Here is an 18573-nt window from a genome sequence, read left to right as displayed (position 1 = left end):
CGCAACACGATGAAAGCCCCCGGCCGCTGGCCAGGGGCTTCCAAAACGTGACCTATGACGCGACTCAGGTGAGACCTATGTCGCGACTCATCACAATGGTGGCGAGTGAGGGATTCGAACCCCCGAATGCTGAGCAGTCTGATTTACAGTCAGATCCCTTTGGCCGCTTGGGTAACTCGCCAGACGCACCCGTCCGACTTTTACAGCCGACCGGAGGCGCGATTACACATCTTACGCTGTCTCGCGCGCTTGCTCGAAATCGAAGTGGCGCGAGCGGCGATCAGGTGCCGATCCGGTCCAGATCGAGCGCCTCGAGAGCCGCCGGCGTGCGCAGCAGCGCGCCTTCGAAACGGCAGGTCGCGGCCGCGGCATCCATCGCGCTCTTCAGTGTCTCAGCCCACTCGTCCTCGCCCTCGGGGTCGCGGTCGAGCACCGACTCGATCGCCGCGGCGAAGGCGGCGTCGCCCGCGCCCATCGTGTCGATGATCTTTCCCGGCAGCGCCGTCACCGGCGCGGTGACGACGACGTCGCCCGCCTCGAGCGTCCCGCCCGCCGCCCCCTCGGTCGCGAGAACCGCGCCCACACCGAGGTCGACGAGCCGCTCGCGCAGCCAGTCGAGCGGACGGTCATAGAGCAGAGTCGCGTCGTCCTCGCCGACCTTGACCAGCGTCGCACCGGCTGCAAGCGCCTCGAAGCCCCGGACGAACTCCTCCGTGTCGCGCATCATGCCGCTGCGCGGGTTCGGGTCGATCGCGACGGGCACGCCCGCGCTCTTCACCGCGTCGATGAGTTCCGCCGCCTGTTCGGCGTCGTCGAACGCGAAACAGCTGACGACCACGATGGGGGCGTCCGCGATCGCGCGCTGCGCATCATCACCGAATCGGATGCGGCGCCGCCGGGACGCCTCGTTGAAGTCGTACTCCGGCTCACCGCCGCCCGTGCGCACGCTCGCTGCGCGGGCGGTGCCGAGCGGCGACTCCGTGGCGACGAGCTCGACACCGTAGTCCGCCAGATACGAGCGGATGTGCGCTCCGGGCTCGTCGTCGCCCACCATCGCGATCAACGTGGCCGGCACACCCAGCCGGGAGAGGCCGACCGCGACGTTCAGGGCAGCACCTCCGACGAACTCGCGCACGCCGTTGTCGTCGCGCAGCTCATCGATGAGCGCATCGCCCACCACGACCACACGCCCGGCGGTCATCGGCGGCTTCCGGCGGTCTCGAGCACGCGCTCGACGAACGCCTCCGCGCGACGGCGGGTGCCGTCGATCTTCAGGTCGACGCTGGCCCGCACCTCGTTGGGGGCGAGCGGCAGGGCGAGCCGCACGTTCTCATGGCACGACAGATCGGTGCAGATGTAGGTGCCGACGCTGTCACCGGCGTGACCGGCCTCCCCCGCCTTCCGTGCTGTGAAGAGCGCGACCTGGTCGGCGGGCTGCATCGTGTGGCACAGGTTGCACATCGCCGAGCGGGCGCTCGAGGTGCCGTCGGCGGCGCGCAGCACGATGCCGCGGGGTTCGCCCTCGACCTCGGCGATCACGTAGCCACGACCACGCGTGCGCGGATCGCGCCACGCGAAGAAGTCGAGGTGATCCCAGTCGGTGAGCAGGAAGTCGGTCGGCAGGGCGACCAGGCGGAGCTCTTCGGGTGAGGCGTTCGCGAACGCGGAACGCACGTCGTCTTCGGTCAGTGGGCGCATGGCACCTCCTCGCGCCCCCAGTCTACGAAGGACGGATGCCGCCGCCACCCCGGGTCAGGGGCGCGCGGCGGCCTCGGCGTCGCCGGCGGCGACGGCGATCTCGTCGTCGGACGCACCGCGGCGCTCCCGGATCAGGAAGCCGAACCCGAAGGCGATGAAGAACATCAGCACACCGTAGACGGCGGCGGGAAGGCTGAGCTCGACCGACCCGAGCACCGTCTGCGCGATGACGATCGCGAGAGTGGCGTTGTGGATGCCGATCTCGAACGACGCTGCGATCGCCTGACGCTTGCCCACCTTGAGCAGACGCGGAACGAGGTAGCCCACCGAAAGGCTGATCAGGCAGAAGACGATCGTGATGACCGACAGGCGCGCGAAGTTCTCGACCAGGAGGGTCCAGTTCGAGGCGACCGCACCGGCGATGACGACCACCAGGATGATGATCGACGCGATGCGCACCGGCTTGTCCATCGCCTTCGCGAACGCCGGCCACAGGCGCCGCACGACCATGCCGATCGCGACCGGCACGAGCACGATCGCGAACACCTCGAGCACCTTCGACCACTGCATGCCGAGCTGGCTGTCGAACGGGTCGAAGTAGATGATCGCGAAGTTCGTGATGAGAGGCAGGGTCACGACCGAGATCACCGAGTTGACCGCCGTCAGCGAGATGTTCAGGGCCACATCGCCCCGGAACAGGTGACTGTAGAGGTTCGCGGTCGTGCCGCCGGGCGATGCCGCCAGCATCATCATGCCGACGGCGAGCACCGGAGGCAGCTGGAACGCGAGCACGAGACCGAAGCAGATCGCCGGCAGGAGCACCAGCTGACAGAGCAGGGCGACGATCACCGCCTTCGGCTGCTTCAGGACGCGGGCGAAGTCGCCGAGGGTGAGGCTCAGGCCGAGCCCGAACATGATGATTCCGAGGGCCACGGGCAGGCCGATGGTGGTCAACGCTGACATGGCACTCAGTGTGCCCGATGCCGCGACGGCGTGTCACGCCCCTGTGGAAACCGCTGTCACCAGCCGAGGCGCGCGGCCACCGCGTCCGCAGCCGCCGTCGGGAAGTCGGCCCACCCCGGCTCGAGGATCTCGCGCGTCAGCGCGAACAGGTCGCGCGCAGCGTCTTCGGCGGGCTGGGCCACCACCTCCGCGATGCGACGCCCACACTCGGGGTGGTCCAGCTCGAAACGACGCACTGGATCGATCGTGTCCCTCCGGGTCATCGAGGCATCGTCGAATCGGCCGCGGATCGCCCGCACGAGCAGCTGCGGCGCCCACTGGCGGATGAACTGGCCGCCGTTCAGCACCTCGCCGCGGCGCACCCGGCCGGTGCCGATCAGCAGCTTCACGAGCACGAGGCGCACATCGTTCGCCGGATCGAACCGGTCCGCGGCTGCGGCCCGCGCGCGCGACTCCGCGATGAGCGTCGCGGTGGTTCCGGCGTCGTCGTCGACGACCACCGTCGCGTCGCCGGCCAGTGCGCCCGAGAGCTCGGCCGCGTCGGAGAACGCGAACTCGAAGACATGCCCGTCGTCGTACAGCGCGGCGAAGCCGATGTCGCCCTCTCGCGCGATCAGCACGACGCGCTCCTGATCGGGCAGCCATGACAGATCCGGCCGGATCTCCCGCCCGCGCCCTTCCGAGGTGATCGCGAAGAAGTCGTGATCCGACCATTCGTCGCGACGATCGGATGCCTCGTCCGACGCCGACCCGAGCAGCACGAGCCCGATCAGCCCGTCGCGGGCGCGCACACCTGCGGCGAGCCCCTCACTCAGCGCGGCGAACCGCTCCGGCGAGGTCACTCCCCTCTCACCTGCTGCGCGGGGGTCTCGTCGTCGGCGTCGACGACGCCTCGCGAGACCTCGTCGGTCGCGTCGGCGGGGAACGCCTCCGGCGCCGCGACGCCCGGCAGAAGCCACACGGCGAACGCCGGGCCCTCCGCCGTCAGCAGCACCGCGCCGTCGTCCGCCACCGCGAGCGTGGCGTCGCCGTACAGGACCTCGGCCGCCGCGGCACCGGGCAGCGCACCGGCGTCGATCGAGGCATCCGCCCCTTCTCTCGTCGCCAGCACGAGCAGCGTCTCATCGACGGACTCGCGCACGAACACGACCGTCTCGTCGTCGGTGTGCACCCAGCGCATCCCGCCCGTCTGCAGCGCGGGGTGGGCACTGCGCAGGCCGATGAGGTCGCGGTACAGCGCGATGCGCTCCGCCACGTCGGGCTCACCCTCGGTGCCCCACGGGATGGGGGTGCGGCTCGCCTCGCCGTCGGCACCCACGAGCCCGAACTCGTCGCCCGCGAACACGACCGGCAGTCCCGGCATGGTCATCGAGAGCCCGACCGCGACCGGGATCGCGCCGGGCGCCGCGTTCGTCGCGAAGCGCGCGGTGTCATGGGTGTCGAGCGGCTGCATGTTGCCGAGGCGCACCCGCCACGGGATGCCGGCGGTGAACCGCGTCACGGCCTCGGCGAACTGGCGCGCCGAGTAGCGCGGGATGCCGCCGATCGGCTGGCCGAAGAACCAGGACTCGGTCAGCTCGCCGCCGTCCGCGTCGAGGTAGGGCACCCCGGTCGGCTCGCTGAGCCACCCCCACAGCGGCCGCGTGAACGACGGGTACGTCATCGCGCCGTGCCAGCCGTCGCCCTGCAGGTCGCTGACGGCGTCGTTGGTGGACTCGCCGAGCAGGATCGTGTCGGGGTTGATCTCGAGCATCGTCTCGCGCAGCAGCTGCCGCACTTCGGCGTTCAGGTCGACGGCGCCGAGGCGGCCGGTCATGTTCGCCACATCGATGCGCCACCCATCGGCGTTGTAGGGCGGCTTCAGCCACTTCGCGACGACCGAGTCCTCGCCCGAGATGAACCGGCGTCGCAGCTCCTCCGACGACCAGTCGAACTTCGGCAGACTCGCGTAGCCGAGCCACGAGACGTATGCGGTGTTGGCCTCGTCGGTGAAGTAGTAGAAGTCCTCCTCGGGGGCTCCCGGGTTGCCGAGCGCGGCCCGGAACCACTCGTGGCTGTCGCCGGAATGGTTGCTCGTGAGGTCGCCGATGACCCGGATGCCGCGGGCATGCGCCTCCTCGACGAGCCGGATGTACGCCTCCTCCCCGCCGAGCAGCGGGTCGATGCGATCGAAGCTGGCGGCGTCGTAGCGGTGGTTCGACTCCGCCGGGAACACCGGGGTGAGGTAGAGCAGGTTCACGCCCAGCGAGACCAGGTGATCGAGCTTCTCGATGATCCCGGGCAGGTCACCGCCGTAGAACTGCTGCGAGCGTGCCGGCATCACGGGGTCCACCGGGTCACTCCACGTGGCAGGGATCGCCCATTCGGGGGTGGGGTGCTCGTCGGCCGCCGCGGAGCGCGCGAACCGGTCGGGGAAGACCTGGTACATCACCGACTCGTTCAGCCAGGCGGGCGGTGCCGGGTGGGCCACGAGCGCGAAGTCCTCGGAGTCGAGGGTCTCGATGCAATACAGGCCGGTCTGGTTGAGCCATTCGACGCGGCCGTCGGCGTGCTGCAGCATCCATCGATATCCGTGTCGCGGGTTGCGGACTGTCACCGGCGCATCCCACCACTCCCACGCGTCGGCGGCACCGACGCGCACGGCTTCGGTCCACTCGGGCTCGTGGTCGGGGTTGGAGCGCGTGCGCACGGCCGCGAGCGGTCCGTACCCGGCGGGCACGCGCAAGCGAACCGTGACGACCTCGCCGAGCGCCGGCGCGAGGTTCGACACGTGCAGCGATGAGCCGTCGTGGTGGGGAGCAGGAGTCATGGCATGCCTTTCGATCGGTCGGCAGCGCGCGCCGCCGGGTGCGACGTGGTTGCACGGCCGGAAGCCATGACAGAGCCCTTGAGTTGTGTGATCCAGGATGCCGCGCCCCGCGGCATCCGTCTACTTGACGCTGCCGGCCGTGAGGCCGCCCGCGATGTATTTCTGCGAGACCAGGAAGAAGACCATCACCGGGAGCGCGGCGAGCACGGCGCCGGCCGCGAAGATGCCCCAGTTCTGCGACATGAAGCCCGACACGAGCTGGAAGAGGCCGATCGCAACGGTCTGCTGGTTCGGGTCGGTGAGGATGACGCTCGCGATCGCGAACTCGCCGATGATGCCGATGAAGGTCAGCAGCCCGATCACGATGAGGATCGGCGTCACGAGGGGGAGCATGATCGTGAAGAAGACGCGGGCGTGCCCGGCGCCGTCGATCTTCGCGGCCTCGTCGATCGCCGTCGGCACGGTGTTGAAGAACCCATACATGAGGAACGTGTTCACCCCGAGCGCGCCGCCGAGGTAGATCATGATGAGGCCTGCATGCGTGCCGAGGCCGATCGCAGGGAACACATCGCCGATCTGGATCATCAGCAGGAAGATCGCCGTGATCGCGAGCAGCTGCGGGAACATCTGCAGCACGAGCAGAGTCGCGAGCCCGAACCTGCGTCCCTTGAAGCGCATGCGCGAGAACGCGTACGCGCCGAGCGCGCACAGAAGCACCGTGAACACGCTCGTGATGACCGCGATGATCAGCGAGTTCACGTACCAGCGGCCGTACGGGATGTCGGGGCTGTTGAACAGCCGCACATAGTTGGAGATGTCGATCGTGCGGAACAGCTGGTTGGATCCCGTCAGCGTGCCGATCGGGTTGAGTGACACAGACAGGATGTACAGCAGCGGGAAGAGCGCGAACACGATCGCGATCCACGCGATCACGTGCCGCCATCCGGTGTCGGTGAACCATGCGCCGAACGAACGGCGCCGGTCGGTCTTGGTGCGACGCAGGGTCTTCTCGCCGAAGGCGGTGACGCCGCCGGCGCCCATCGTCTCGATGCGCTCGAATTCGCGCACGTTCTGGCCGAGATCGGACATCAGTTCAGGTCCTCCAGTGCCTTGGTCTGCCGGAAGCTGATCACGGCGACGATCGTGACGATGATGAAGATCAGGATCGACAGCGCCGACGCGAGGCCGAGATCGCGGCCGCCGCCACCGCCGAACGCCACCTTGTAGACCATCGTGATCATGATGTCCGTCGCGCCGATGTCGAGCGTCGTGTCGGTGAACCGCGGATTGCCTCGGGTGAGCATGTAGATCACGCCGAAGTTGTTGAAGTTGTACGCGAAGGTCGCGATGAGCAACGGGGCGACGGCCACGAAGAGGAGCGGCATCTTCACTGAGCGGAAGATCCGCCAGGCGCCGGCACCGTCCATCTTGGCCGCCTCGACGATGTCGTCGGGCAGCGACTGCAGCGCGCCCGTGCACACCAGGAACATGTACGCGTAGCCGAGCCACATGTTCACGAAGATGACGCTGAATCTCGCGAGCCACGGATCACCGAGCCACGGGATCTGCGCTCCGCCGAGCAGCACTTCGTTGATGAAGCCGAACTCCGTGTTCAGCATGCCCGCCCAGACGAGACCTGTTAGGTACGCGGGGAACGCGTACGGCAGGATCACCAGTACGCGGTAGGCCTTCTTGCCGCGCAGCGTCGGGTGGTTGAGCACGATCGCGAGGAACAGGCCCAGGGCGAAGCAGACCAGGGTCGACAGCGCGGCGAACGCGAACGTCCAGATCGTCACACGCAGCAGCGGATCGCGGATCTGCTCGTTGGTGAAGGCGAACGCGAAGTTGTCCCAGCCGATCACCACGCGCCAACCTGGCGTCAGCGTCTCGCCGCTCTCGGCGCGGAAGTTGCCCTCGCCGTCGTCGGAGTAGACCTGTCCGCTCTCGGTGTCGGTGAAGGTGTCGGCAGCCTCGTCGTACTCGAGGCTCGAGGTGAAGACGAACGCCTTGCGCCCGTCGGACGTGCGGAGGGTGCCGTCGTTGAGGTCGTCGCTCACCGGCACGTTGAGCGCGAGCACCTCGTCCTGGAAGCGGATGATCTGGTTGAGGTTGAGCTGCTCCCAGCCATCGGGTGCGCTCGATGCGTCCTGAAGGGGCTGCTCGTTCGTGCCGAACGAGGTGCCGCCGCCCGGCTCGGCCACGAGGAGCCCGAACTGGTCGGCCTGCTTGTAGACCTCGACGGTGTACTCGGGCGAGTCGGGCACGCGCTCCTGCGAGGTGCGGATGATCTGCTCGATCGCATCCTGCTTGGTGCTGTTGTGCTGATCGCCGGCGTTGGTGAACGCGATGTAGCCGGTGTAGATGATCACGAAGATCTGGAAGACGGCGAGGAACGCGAGGCCGGGAGTGAGGTACTTGCCCGGCAGCAAGCCGGGACGCAGATAGAGGTAGTTCACGCCTGCCACGACGAGGAGGAGCACGCCGGCGGCGATCCAGTCGCCCTTCGCGACCAGCACCCACGCCCCGAAGACGGTGAGGGCATCGATGATCGCGAGCAGCACGACCTTGACGATGAGGGCGACCAGACCCCCGGTCGTGAGCCGCCGAGCAGGCTTGTGGAACGGGTCGTCGCCCCAGGCGCTGGGTGCCGTGGGTCTCGTCGCGGCGGTCTTGACGTCGGCCATGGAGGGACGCTCCTTCATCGCAGGTCGTGGAGGTTCAGAGAGAGTAGAAGAGAAGGCGGGTGGAGCCGCGGAAGGCCCCACCCGCCTGTCACTGCGGCTGTCAGCCGATCTTGGACTGGATGTTCGTCGCAGCGGTCTCCCAGACCTGCGCGGGCTCACCCTCGCCCTTGATGAGCTGGAGCTCGGCGTTGCCCCAGTCCGACCACACGGCACCCATCTCGGGGATCGCGGGCATCGGAGCACCTGTCTGGCCGATCGCCCCGAACGCCTCGACATCGGGGTCCGACGCAGCGGCGGTCTCGTAGGCCGAGACAAGTGCCGGCGGGCGACCGCCGACCTCGAACAGGCTCAGCTGAGCGTCCTCGGTGCTGAGGTAGTTGACGATGAAGTCGGTCGCGGCGAGCGCGTTCTCCGACTTGCTCGACAGGAAGAAGCCGTTGACGCCGACGAACGGGCGGGCCTCCTGGCCACCGGCGCTCGGAAGCGGGTCGATGACGTAGTTGATGCCGGCCTCGGCGATCGCGGGGATGTTCCACGGACCCGTGAGGTAGTACGGCGACTGGCCGGCGACGAAGAACTCACGCGCCTTGTCACCGTCGATGTTGGCGTTGAGGATGCCCTCGGCGCCCCACTGCTTCAGAGCGGTCGCGAACTCGACACCCGCGGCGTCGCCGAGCACCAGCTGGGACGGGTCGTACGAGCCGTCGGCGTTCTGCGCGAACACCTGCGAGCCGAACGAGGTCTGTAGCGGGTACAGGTGGTAGGGGTCACCCTGCTCGGGCGAGAGACCCACGAGGAAGGGGTACTCCGTGCCGGCGGCCTTGCCGTTGGCGATGACCTCGTCGAACGTCTCGACGGGCTCCGACACGAGGTCGGCGTTGCGGACGAGCGCGACGTTCTCGATCGAGTACGGGACGCCGTAGACCTTGCCGTCGTACGTCATGGCCTGGACGGCCGCCTCGGCGAAGCCGTCGGCGACGTCGCCGAGCTCGAGCGGCGCCACGACGCCGGCCGACACGTAGGCGCCGAGCTTGTCGTGGGGGCTGACGATGACGTCGGGGCCCTTGCCGGTGGGAACCTGGCTGATGAAGTCCTGGTCGACCGTGGCGAAGTCCTTGGTGACGAGCTTGACCTCGACGCCGGTCTCTTCGGTGAAGGATGCCGCGACGTCCTCGAGCGCGGGCTTGCGCTCGATGTCGACCCAGACGGTGATGGGGGTCGTGTCCGCGTTCTCGTTGTTGTCGCCGCCGTTGTCTCCGCCGCCGCTTGCGCAGCCGGAGAGCACGAGCGCGCCGCCCGCGATGAACGCACTGATCGCGAGCGCGCTCTTCTTGTTCACCTTCATCGGTGTGTGCCTCTCTTAAGTGCTGTTGGGGTTAGACCGGCCCGGGCCGGCGCCAAGCACCGTCGAAGGCCGTTCTTCTGCTCGCAGAAGATGCAAGCGCTTACATTGTTATCATCTTCGGCCAGAAACGCAACCCACGATTGGGATGATCGATACGCGTTCGTGACTTGCGGCATAACGCGGATCATCCGCGAAACCCCGTCGTTTGCAAGCGCTTCCAAGACCTGCTCGGTCTTCGCGGCGTCACGCGAGCGCGGATAGACTGCCCGTCATGGCCGATTCTTCGTTCGACATCGTCAGCAAGGTGGACCACCAGGAGGCCGAGAACGCCCTCAACCAGGCGCGCAAGGAGATCGAGCAGCGCTACGACTTCAAGGGCACCGGCGCCTCGGTCGAGTGGAGCGGCGAGTCCATCCTGATCAAAGCGAGCACCGAGGAGCGCGCGAAGGCGGTGCTCGACGTCTTCCAGTCGAAGCTGATCAAGCGGGGGATCTCGCTGAAGAGCCTCGACTCGGGCGAGCCGTTCGCCAGCGGCAAGGAGTTCCGCATCGTCTCGACGCTTAAGGACGGCATCTCCTCCGAGAACGCCAAGAAGATCTCGAAGCTCATCCGCGACGAGGGCCCCAAGTCGGTCAAGTCGCAGATCCAGGGCGACGAGCTGCGCGTGCAGTCGAAGAGCCGCGACGACCTCCAGGAGGTCCAGCGCATGCTCAAGGCCGCCGACCTCGACGTCGACCTGCAGTTCGTCAACTACCGCTGACGCCGACCAGTACGCCGGGCGCCGGCCGTCGGGTCAGCCCGAACGCTCCGAATCCTTAGCCGCGCCCTTGCCCTTGCCTCGCTGAACCTTCTCGGCGTCCTTCGCCGCCTTCTCGGCGTCCTTGGCGGCCTTCTCGGCGTCCTTCTCCCCGGCCTTCGCCGCCTTGCGCTCCTCCTTGGCGAGGTCGCGTGCCGCCTTGTCGGCGGCTTTCTCGGCCTTCTTGGCTGCCTTGCGCTCCTCCTTGGCGAGGTCTTTCGCAGCTTTGTCGGCCGGCCTATCGGGCCCGCCCTTCGACAGCTCGACGACATTGGATGCCGGCTCGATCGACAGCTCGTCGTCCGCGACAGGGCTCACATCGGCGATCGATGACGCCGCCTCCTTCGCACCGCCGTCGATCAGAGGCGCCGGCACGGTCGAGGACGTGGCGTCGCGCAGTTCGCCGTACGAGGTGGCAGGGGTGGCACCGGGCACGCCTGCGCCAAGGACGAGGCCGAGTGCGACAGTTGCTGCGGCCACCGCCCCGCCTCCGGCTGCCAGCATGCGGCGTCGGCGAGCGGCGAGCGCCCGCGCACGCCTGCGCCGGGCGGGCCGGGCACGCAGATTCGGGGCCGCGAGCGTGAACCCGCCCACGGCGACCGCGGTCGCGGCCGGTGCGACGGGGACCGCAGCCAGGGGTGCCACCGGAACCGACGGAAGGGTCGGCGCGGGGGGAATCGACGGGAGATCGCCGACCACCGGCATCGCCGGCTGCGTCACCTCGGGGTCGCCGATCACTTCTGGGGCGATGTCGATCGGCAGAGCGGCGGCGCGCAGAGCGATGTCCAGCGCAGCGGGCCGGTGCGCAGCATCCGTCGCCGTCATCTCGGTCAGGAGGCGAGCCCACTCGGGTCCCACCCACCCCGGGACCGGCGGCGGATCGATGAGCCGTGCCATCACCGCGGCGATCCCCGACGACTGCCCGTAGGCGCGCACTCCGGTCAGCGCCTCGAGGAGCACGAGTCCGAGCGCGTAGACATCGGACGCCGGTCCGGCCGCTTCGCCCCGCACCTGCTCGGGGGCGAGGTAGGCGGCGGTGCCGACGATGGTGCCGGCGGCGGTGATCCGCGTGCCGTCGACGAGTTGGGCGACGCCGAAGTCGCCGAGCTTCACCTGCTCGCCGAGACCGGGCACCGGGTTCTCGGCGAGCAGGATGTTCGAAGGCTTGAGGTCGCGATGCACCACTCCCGCCCTGTGGACGACGTGCAGTGCCGAGGCGAGCTCGGTGGCGAGATGACGCACCCGCGCGGCGGGCAGCGGACCACGACCGAGAGTGGCCGCAAGGGTCTCGCCGTCGACGTATTCCATGACGAGGTAGCTCGGCCCGTCCGACCGCACCCGGCCGTCGTAGAGCTTGACCAGCGCCGGGTGGCTCAACGAGGCGAGCACGGTCATCTCGTTCTGCGCGCGCTCCGGGGTGCAGAGATCGTCGGAGCCGTCCCGCATGAGCTTGACGGCGACGGTGCGACCGAGCTGCTCGTCGACGGCGCGATGCACCCGCGCCACACTCCCCGAGCCCACGCACTCTTCGAGCCGATACCGGCCATCCAGACGCCCGGTCACCGCGGCGCCCTGCTGCACGACTGCCACCGTTGCCTCCCCCGCGCCACTCATCCGGGTGACGACCGTTCACACGCTATTCGGAGCAGGGTCCAGGCCGTCCCCTCTTGACAAATCGTCAGAAGTCCGCATGACCCGAAGGCCCGGCGTGCGTGGACTGTCGACTGCGCCTCGGAGGGATGGACACGCCGGGTGTCAATACCGCGCGGGACCCCGGCAGAGGGCGTAGTCTCAGCCGCGCCCCGAGCGAAGTGGGGCGATGGTGAGCCGGGAAGCCTGGTCGGCACAGTGTGAACCGACGATTGCGAGGCCGATCCATGACCGAGACCGCCGACTACATCGTGCGGGGCGACCACCTTGCGGTCCTGAGCGCGCTCGCCGTGAGCCAGGCCAGTGGTCTGGAGTCGCCGAAGACCCTGGTGTGGGGACTGGACCTCGCGTCGGCTCCGACCCGGCGAGCAGCGCACAAACAGCTGCGGCTCGAATCGCGCGGCATCGCGCGGGCGTGCCAGGCTCAGTCGAGCCTCACCCACCTCTTCGTCGTGTACACCCACGGAGCCTCGCTCCCGGAAGGCAGCTGCCTGTCCGCTGCCGCTCAGACCGCGACCAGGCTCCACGCCGAACTCGAGCGCTCGCGCGGCCGCTTCATCGAAGTGATCCTCATCGACGCGACCGGGTGGGAGAACGGCGACGATCTGCGCGACCGGGTCGTGCAGTCTGCGTCCACCCCGGCAGGCGTCGCGGGCGACCTCGCCCTCGGGTGGCACGACATCACCGACATGTCCATCCACCAAGCCGCCACCGCGAAGATCTGCTGACGGCGACGGGCGCCGTCGGCGGAGCGCGCCCTCCTGGCGCGAATATCATGTGGCGATGGCGCGAAAGCCGTCCGTGAGACTTCTCCCGCGCAAGGGCGCACTGCCCATCCTTCTCGACCGCGCGCCCGTCCCGGTCGCGATCATCGTCGGGTTCGGCCTGATCCTGCTCGGCGCTCTGATCGTCACACGACCGCTCACCTCGATCGTCCTCCTCGGGATCTACGTGGGGTGCAGCGCGGTCGTCTCCGGGCTGGCCGAGCTGCTGGGCCGACGCGGCGAGCGCGCGTGGTGGCCGCGACTGGTGGCGAGCGCATGGCTCCTCGCGGGCGCGATCATCCTGCTGTTCCTCGAGCGAAGCCTGCAGCTCCTGCCTCCTGCGATGGCGCTGCTCCTGGTGCTGGGCGGGCTCGCCTCGCTCGGCGACGCACTGTCCCCGGCGTCGGTCAGCCAGCGCGTCCTCACCCTCGCGTGGGGTGTGAGTCAGATCGTCTTCGGGATCCTCGCGCTCGCGTGGCCGGACGTCACGGTCCTCGTGGTGGCGGTCGTGTTCGGTATCCGAACCGTGCTGTACGGGGGCTCCCTCGCCGCCCGCGCGATTCGAGCGGAGGGCGCCCAGGGCACCGCGTCGCCGGAAGCGAACGCACCGCTGGCGGCGAGCACCGACCGTCTGCATCAGTCGAGCTTCTGGATGGCTGCGGGCCGCTATGCGCTCACCGCTGTCCTGCTCGCCGTCTGCGCAGCGGGTTGGGCGCTCAACAGCTGGCTCGCCGAGGGAGCGCCCGTCGCCGACGCGTTCTACGATCCGCCCGCCACCGTTCCCGCGGAGCACGGTCGCCTCATCCGCGCGGACGAGTTCGCCGGCCAGAGCCCGCCTGATGCCGACGTGATGCGGATCCTCTACACGACCCGCGACGCGTTCGGCGCGCCGGCCGTCGCCAGCGCGTTGGTCATCGCTCCCCGTGAAGACCAGGCCGGCGCTCGGCCCGTGGTCGCGTGGAACCACGGTACGACCGGCGTCGCCCGTGGCTGCGCACCGAGTCTGCGCGACGCTTCCGCGACCCACTGGGCGATTCCGGCGCTCAACGACGCAGTGGCCCGGGGATGGGTGGTCGTCGCCACGGACTACTCCGGCCAGGGGGCCCCGGGGGTCTTTCCCTATCTGATCGGCGCCGGCGAGGCGCGCTCGTCACTCGACGCCGTCCTGGCCAGCCGCGAGCTCGAGGGTCTCGCCCTCCGTCCGGAGACCGTCGCGTGGGGACACTCGCAAGGCGGTCACGCGGCGCTGTGGATGGCGCAGCTGGCCGAGCGCTACGCGCCCGAGATCGACTTCCGCGGCACGGCGGCGCTCGCGCCCGTCACGGCGCCGCTGGAGCTCGCCCAGGAGCTGTCGGTTCGCGATGCCGACCCGCTCCTGTCCGTCTTGGTGTCGTGGGTGCTCGTGCCGTACGCCGACACGTACCCCGAGATCGACCTGAGGAACTATGTCGCCCCGGGATCGCGGACGATCGTCCGCGAGATGACACAGCGATGCCCCAGCGAGCCCGGCGTCATGGTGTCGGTCCTGACGTCGCTCGGGGTCTCGGAGGACCGACCGCTCTACGTGGGCGATCTCACTGCCGGTCCACTCGGCGAGCGGCTCGCACAGAACGCGGTCACCGGTCCGTTCACGACGCCCGTGCTCGTCGCCTGGGGCGATGCCGATGAGGTCATACCCCCGCGCCTCCAGCAGCGGTTCGTCGACCGTCTCTGCGAGCAGGGCGACCGTGTTCGGTGGGCCGTCTACGGCGGCTATGACCACCTGCGACCGCTGCTGCCCGGATCGCGCTTCCTGCCCCTGCTCGTGAACTGGACCGAGTCTCAGCTTCTCGGTCGCGACGCGCCGACGGACGACTGCGCGCGCTACGGTGCCGGATCGCCCTGACCGGCGGCCAGGCCTGGTACGCCGACGACGCCGGGTGGACAATGAGCCATGGCCGTCGACCCTGCCGCCGACGACGCCTCGCCGGCGCCGGACACCGCGGAGTCCGACGCCGCCCTGGGTCGGCGCGCGCAGATCCTCGCGACCGAGCACTGGGGACTGCTCGCCGCCCGCGGCACCGCGCAGAGCGAGGTGCTCACCCGCATCACCATCTGGGATGGGCGATCGCCACCGGCATCCTCGTTGCCCTGGTGCTCGTCGCGTGCTTCATGGCCTACGGCTTCTGGACCTATCGCACAGCGTGGTCGAACCACCGGCCGCTGCGGACGACCCCGCTCTCGCAGTCAGACAAGAGGACGGATGCCGCGTCCGACGGCGTCGACGACCCACCGCCGCAGGACCCGGTACGCCTCCGCACGCGCCGCCGGTCCTGAGAGGAACACGTCGTGGACGGCATCCGGGATCCGCGCGATCGTGACGAGCCGCCCGATCCGCGTCGCGCTCTTGGCGATGTCGTCCACCACGAGCACCGAGTCCGACGTCGTCATCGCCTCGTTCCACGCAAGCGGCGGCGTCGACCGGGATGAGAGGAGGACGAGCGCCGGGCACCCGACGTCGACGCCTGCCGCGATCCGCCGGTGCCCGTCCAGGATCGCCGCCAGCCACGCCGGCCGTGTGGGGAAGCCTCGTTCGGGCCGCCAGTCGGGATGGTCGACGGCGAGCGGCAGGACGCCGAGCTCTGTCAGCGCTCGCGTGTAGAAGCCGAGGTCGACCGCGGGCTGGTTGCCCCGCGGATCGAACCGCGCCCGCGCGTTCACGAGCGGCGCGATCGCCTGCCGACCCACCGCCCCGAACTGGAACTCGAGCCACGGGCTGTTCAGAACCACCGCACTCGCCCGGCCCGGATGCCGGGCCGCCCAGAGCGTGAGCGTGAGGCCGCCCGTCGAGTGGCCGACGAGTACGAGCCGGCGGCGGGGCGCGGCATCCGTCCCCTGTCCCATCACCGTGAGCGCCGCCTCGATGTCGACGTCGTAGTCGTCGAGCGCATCGATGTAGCCGGGCGAGTTCCCGGCACGGAGGCTGCGGCCGTAGCGACGAAGGTCGAGGGCGTGGAAGCGCGCGCCGAGCCCGGTCCAGAAGCGCGCGAGCTCGGCCTGGAAGAAGAAGTCCGACCAGCCGTGCACGTACAGCACGTCGACGTCGCGGAGCGGCTGCAGCACGGCCACGACGGGATTGGGCAGGAGGCGCACGAGGCTCGCCGCGAGCGGTCCGTCTTCCTCGTCGAGGCCGAGATCGAGCGTGAACTGCTCGAACGGCTCCCCGAGCACGTCGGTCTGCCACTGGCCCGCCATGACGCGAGCCTATCCAGCCGCGCGCCGGCTGGAGGAACCCGCGACCCGGGCGGCCGTCAGTCGCGCGAGATCGTGACCATCTCGTCGCGGGGGACGACCTTGATGCGGGCACGACCGTGCGGGGCACCGAGCGCGACCTCGTGGGAGTCGAGGCGATGCCAGCCGTCGAGGTCGGTCCAGATCACGCCACGCGACGCGAGCAGCGCAGGGATCGCGTCTTCCGACGGATCGGCCGGCTGCCACCACGACCCCTGGTCGTTGATGAGGTGGCGGATCGTCTCCATCGCATCGGACTTCGTGTGACCGATGAGGCCGACCGGGCCGCGCTTGATCCAACCGGTCGCGTAGACGCCGGGCACGCGCTCGTTCGATTCGCGTCGCAGCACCTGGCCCTCGTGGTTCGGGATCACGCCGTGGCGCTTGTCGAACGGCACGCCGGGCAGCGGCGAGCCGAAGTAGCCGACGGCGCGATAGATCGCCTGGATCCCCACCTCGCGGATCTCGCCGGTACCGACCACGCCGCCCTCGCCGTCGGGCCGCGTGCGCTCGTACCGGAACGCGCTGACGCGGCCGTCGGCATCCTTCACGACCTCCAGGGGCTTCGCGTAGAAGTGCAGATGCAGGCGGCGGGATGCCTCTCCCCCGGCGTTGTTCACCGAAGGGCGCTGGCGCCACGACTGCAGCACGCGATCGATGACCATGACCTGCTTGTTGCTGGCGATCGCCGTCCTCGACGCCTCGTCGTAGTCGAAGTCCTCGTCGTAGACGACCATGTCGACGTCGCGCAGCTCGCCGAGCTCGCGCAGCTCGAGCGGCGTGAACTTCACCTGCGCGGGACCGCGGCGACCGAAGATGTGCACGTCGGTGACGGGGCTCGCCGCGAGGCCGGCGTGGACGTTGTCGGGGATCTCGGTCGGCAGCAGGTCTTCGGCGTGCTTGGCCAGCATGCGCGCGATGTCGAGTGCCACGTTGCCGTTGCCGATCACGGCGACCGATTCGGCGTCGAGCGGCCACTCGCGCGGCACGTCGGGGTGGCCGTCGAACCAGCTCACGAAGTCAGCGGCGCCGTACGACCCCACGGCGTCGATTCCGGGGATGTCGAGATCGGTGTCGCGCACGGCGCCCGTGGCGAAGATCACGGCGTTGTAGTGGTGCTTGAGGTCTTCGAGGGTGATGTCCTCGCCGAAGCGCACGTTGCCGAAGAGACGGATGTCACCGCGGTCGAGCACCTCGCGGAGGGCCGTGATGATGCCCTTGATGCGCGGGTGGTCGGGGGCCACGCCGTAGCGGACCAGGCCGTACGGGGCGGGGAGCTGCTCGAAGAGGTCGATCGAGACATCGAACTTGCGCTCGGCCTTCAGCAGGATGTCGGCCGCGTAGATGCCGGCCGGGCCCGCGCCGACGATCGCCAGTCGGAGCTTCGTCATGGTGGTCCTTTCGTGTCTCGAGTCGCGGCGCCGCCGCTGCTCGACAAACCAGGTGAGGTGGACTGCCGGGTCGGCGCCTCAGCTCGAGCGGTCGGCCACAGCCTGCGCGAAGCGCGTCAGCGCCTCGCGCACCGGGCCGTCGGGGAGGGGGGTGAGCGCGTCGACGGCCTCGCGCGACCACGCGTTCGCGAGATCGAGCGTGGCCTGCGTGGCCTCGTGGTCGCGGAGCTCCGCGAGCGCATCGTCGAGGATCGCCGGGTCGGCGCCGTCGGAGATGCGCGCGACGCCGTCGTCGATCTGCGCGCGCAGGGCGACGGAGCCGGCGTCGGTGCGCTGCCCGAGCACGAGGTACGGCATCGTCGGCACACCGGCGCGCAGGTCGGTGCCGGGCACCTTGCCGGTCTCGTCGGGGTCGGCCGAGAGGTCGATGACGTCGTCGAGCAGCTGGAAGGCGACACCGGCCTTCTCGCCGAAGGTCACCATCGGCGCCTCGAACTCGGTGGGGCCGTTCGAGAAGATCACGCCCGCCTGCGCGGCCGCGGCGATGAGTGAGCCCGTCTTGTCGGACAGCACCTGCAGGTAGAAGTCGACCGGGTCGTCGCCCTCCTGCGGACCGACCGTCTCGTGCATCTGGCCGAGCACCAGACGTTCGAACGTGTCGGCCTGGAGCTTGATGGCATCGTCGCCGTACCGGGCCATGATCTGGCTCGCACGCGAGAACAGGATGTCGCCGGTGAGGATGGCGATGCTGTTGCCCCAGATCGCGTGCGCGCTGGGGACTCCGCGGCGCTTGTCCGCGGCATCCATCACGTCGTCGTGATACAGCGAGCCGAGGTGCGTCATCTCGAGCGCGGTCGCACCGTCGATGACGCGCTCGGTCGCGCCGTCGCCGAGCTGAGCGGTGAGGAGGGCGAGCATCGGGCGCACGCGCTTCCCACCGGCCTCGTAGAGGTAGCGGCTGGTGGCGTCGGCGAGCGAGTCCGCTACGCGCAGTTCGCGCTCGAGCGCGTGGTCCACACGCTTCAGGCCCGCCTCGACCGCGGAGAGGAGCTTGCGGGACCTCGGCCCCGCGAAGACACGGTCGGTGAGGCCCAGCTTGCCCGCGATGCGCGAGCCCGGCGCTGAGGGAGTCACACGCCCAGCCTACCGGGGCTGCGATTCGCCTCGGTCCGCGCGGTCCCCCACGGCGGCCGGGGATGCTTG

The 18573-nt window shown here is 69.4% G+C and carries 15 protein-coding genes and 1 tRNA gene; 3 read left to right on the top strand and 13 right to left on the bottom strand.

What is annotated here, in order from left to right; all coding sequences use genetic code 11:
• Positions 1–96 precede the first annotated feature (96 nt).
• From ACFC1W_RS09265 to ACFC1W_RS09225, 9 genes are all read right to left on the bottom strand, one after another.
• Positions 97–181: transfer RNA gene (locus ACFC1W_RS09265), tRNA-Tyr, on the bottom strand.
• 99 nt (positions 182–280) lie between these two features.
• Positions 281–1201, bottom strand: coding sequence for a PfkB family carbohydrate kinase (locus ACFC1W_RS09260; protein WP_375991319.1), 921 nt, complete (start codon positions 1199–1201; stop codon positions 281–283).
• A complete protein-coding gene (locus ACFC1W_RS09255; RefSeq protein ID WP_375991316.1) occupies positions 1198–1698 on the bottom strand; it encodes an FBP domain-containing protein in 501 nt (166 codons plus the stop codon). The genes ACFC1W_RS09260 and ACFC1W_RS09255 overlap by 4 nt, the downstream gene beginning before the upstream one ends.
• Before the next feature lie 54 nt (positions 1699–1752).
• On the bottom strand, positions 1753–2661 hold the full coding sequence (locus tag ACFC1W_RS09250) for a bile acid:sodium symporter family protein (protein ID WP_375991314.1): 909 nt from the start codon (positions 2659–2661) through the stop codon (positions 1753–1755).
• Positions 2662–2717: 56 nt separating this feature from the next.
• Positions 2718–3503 (bottom strand): hypothetical protein, encoded by a 786-nt coding sequence (locus ACFC1W_RS09245; RefSeq protein WP_375991311.1) that lies wholly within the window; start codon positions 3501–3503, stop codon positions 2718–2720.
• Positions 3500–5470: a glycoside hydrolase family 13 protein gene (locus tag ACFC1W_RS09240; protein ID WP_375991309.1), complete on the bottom strand. Its 1971-nt coding sequence runs from the start codon at positions 5468–5470 to the stop codon at positions 3500–3502. Before ACFC1W_RS09240 ends, ACFC1W_RS09245 begins: the two co-directional genes overlap by 4 nt.
• 120 nt (positions 5471–5590) lie before the next feature.
• On the bottom strand, positions 5591–6511 hold the full coding sequence (locus ACFC1W_RS09235; RefSeq protein ID WP_375991484.1) for a sugar ABC transporter permease: 921 nt from the start codon (positions 6509–6511) through the stop codon (positions 5591–5593).
• Between the two features lie 47 nt (positions 6512–6558).
• On the bottom strand, positions 6559–8154 hold the full coding sequence (locus ACFC1W_RS09230) for an ABC transporter permease subunit (protein WP_375991306.1): 1596 nt from the start codon (positions 8152–8154) through the stop codon (positions 6559–6561).
• A 100-nt stretch (positions 8155–8254) separates the two neighbouring features.
• Positions 8255–9499, bottom strand: coding sequence for an extracellular solute-binding protein (locus ACFC1W_RS09225; RefSeq protein WP_375991303.1), 1245 nt, complete (start codon positions 9497–9499; stop codon positions 8255–8257).
• 271 nt (positions 9500–9770) lie between these two features.
• On the opposite strand from ACFC1W_RS09225, the gene ACFC1W_RS09220 reads away from it, so the two are divergent.
• Entirely contained in the window at positions 9771–10259 is a 489-nt protein-coding gene (locus ACFC1W_RS09220) for a YajQ family cyclic di-GMP-binding protein (RefSeq protein WP_375991301.1), read from the top strand.
• Between the two features lie 33 nt (positions 10260–10292).
• Here the strand turns inward: ACFC1W_RS09220 and ACFC1W_RS09215 are convergent, their stop codons facing one another.
• Positions 10293–11885, bottom strand: coding sequence for a serine/threonine-protein kinase (locus ACFC1W_RS09215; protein ID WP_375991298.1), 1593 nt, complete (start codon positions 11883–11885; stop codon positions 10293–10295).
• Positions 11886–12172: 287 nt separating this feature from the next.
• On the opposite strand from ACFC1W_RS09215, the gene ACFC1W_RS09210 reads away from it, so the two are divergent.
• Both ACFC1W_RS09210 and ACFC1W_RS09205 read left to right on the top strand, forming a co-directional pair.
• On the top strand, positions 12173–12673 hold the full coding sequence (locus ACFC1W_RS09210) for a hypothetical protein (RefSeq protein ID WP_375991295.1): 501 nt from the start codon (positions 12173–12175) through the stop codon (positions 12671–12673).
• Positions 12674–12728: 55 nt separating this feature from the next.
• Entirely contained in the window at positions 12729–14594 is a 1866-nt protein-coding gene (locus ACFC1W_RS09205) for a lipase family protein (protein WP_375991292.1), read from the top strand.
• Positions 14595–14935: 341 nt separating this feature from the next.
• Here ACFC1W_RS09205 and ACFC1W_RS09200 read toward each other — a convergent pair whose 3' ends face one another.
• From ACFC1W_RS09200 to ACFC1W_RS09190, 3 genes are all read right to left on the bottom strand, one after another.
• Positions 14936–15943 carry an alpha/beta hydrolase gene (locus ACFC1W_RS09200; RefSeq protein ID WP_375991290.1) on the bottom strand — a complete coding sequence of 336 codons (1008 nt, stop codon included), beginning with the start codon at positions 15941–15943 and terminating at the stop codon, positions 14936–14938.
• Positions 15944–15999: 56 nt separating this feature from the next.
• Complete coding sequence (locus tag ACFC1W_RS09195) at positions 16000–17370, bottom strand: FAD-dependent oxidoreductase (protein WP_375991287.1); 1371 nt, start codon at positions 17368–17370, stop codon at positions 16000–16002.
• A 78-nt stretch (positions 17371–17448) separates the two neighbouring features.
• Positions 17449–18504, bottom strand: a complete 1056-nt coding sequence (locus ACFC1W_RS09190) for a polyprenyl synthetase family protein (protein ID WP_375991285.1) — start codon at positions 18502–18504, stop codon at positions 17449–17451.
• Positions 18505–18573: the final 69 nt, after the last annotated feature.

Origin of the sequence: Microbacterium sp. NPDC056003, assembly GCF_042274785.1 — a bacterium.
Lineage (GTDB): Bacteria > Actinomycetota > Actinomycetes > Actinomycetales > Microbacteriaceae > Microbacterium.
This window is presented reverse-complemented; position numbering and strand designations above follow the sequence as displayed.

Coding starts and splice junctions, on each gene's coding strand:
- ACFC1W_RS09260 (WP_375991319.1), bottom strand. CDS start 1,201: ATGACCGCCGGGCGTGTGGTCGTGGTGGGCGATGCGCTCATCGATGAG.
- ACFC1W_RS09255 (WP_375991316.1), bottom strand. CDS start 1,698: ATGCGCCCACTGACCGAAGACGACGTGCGTTCCGCGTTCGCGAACGCC.
- ACFC1W_RS09250 (WP_375991314.1), bottom strand. CDS start 2,661: ATGTCAGCGTTGACCACCATCGGCCTGCCCGTGGCCCTCGGAATCATC.
- ACFC1W_RS09240 (WP_375991309.1), bottom strand. CDS start 5,470: ATGACTCCTGCTCCCCACCACGACGGCTCATCGCTGCACGTGTCGAAC.
- ACFC1W_RS09235 (WP_375991484.1), bottom strand. CDS start 6,511: ATGGGCGCCGGCGGCGTCACCGCCTTCGGCGAGAAGACCCTGCGTCGC.
- ACFC1W_RS09230 (WP_375991306.1), bottom strand. CDS start 8,154: ATGGCCGACGTCAAGACCGCCGCGACGAGACCCACGGCACCCAGCGCC.
- ACFC1W_RS09225 (WP_375991303.1), bottom strand. CDS start 9,499: ATGAAGGTGAACAAGAAGAGCGCGCTCGCGATCAGTGCGTTCATCGCG.
- ACFC1W_RS09220 (WP_375991301.1), top strand. CDS start 9,771: ATGGCCGATTCTTCGTTCGACATCGTCAGCAAGGTGGACCACCAGGAG.
- ACFC1W_RS09210 (WP_375991295.1), top strand. CDS start 12,173: ATGACCGAGACCGCCGACTACATCGTGCGGGGCGACCACCTTGCGGTC.
- ACFC1W_RS09205 (WP_375991292.1), top strand. CDS start 12,729: ATGGCGCGAAAGCCGTCCGTGAGACTTCTCCCGCGCAAGGGCGCACTG.
- ACFC1W_RS09200 (WP_375991290.1), bottom strand. CDS start 15,943: ATGGCGGGCCAGTGGCAGACCGACGTGCTCGGGGAGCCGTTCGAGCAG.
- ACFC1W_RS09195 (WP_375991287.1), bottom strand. CDS start 17,370: ATGACGAAGCTCCGACTGGCGATCGTCGGCGCGGGCCCGGCCGGCATC.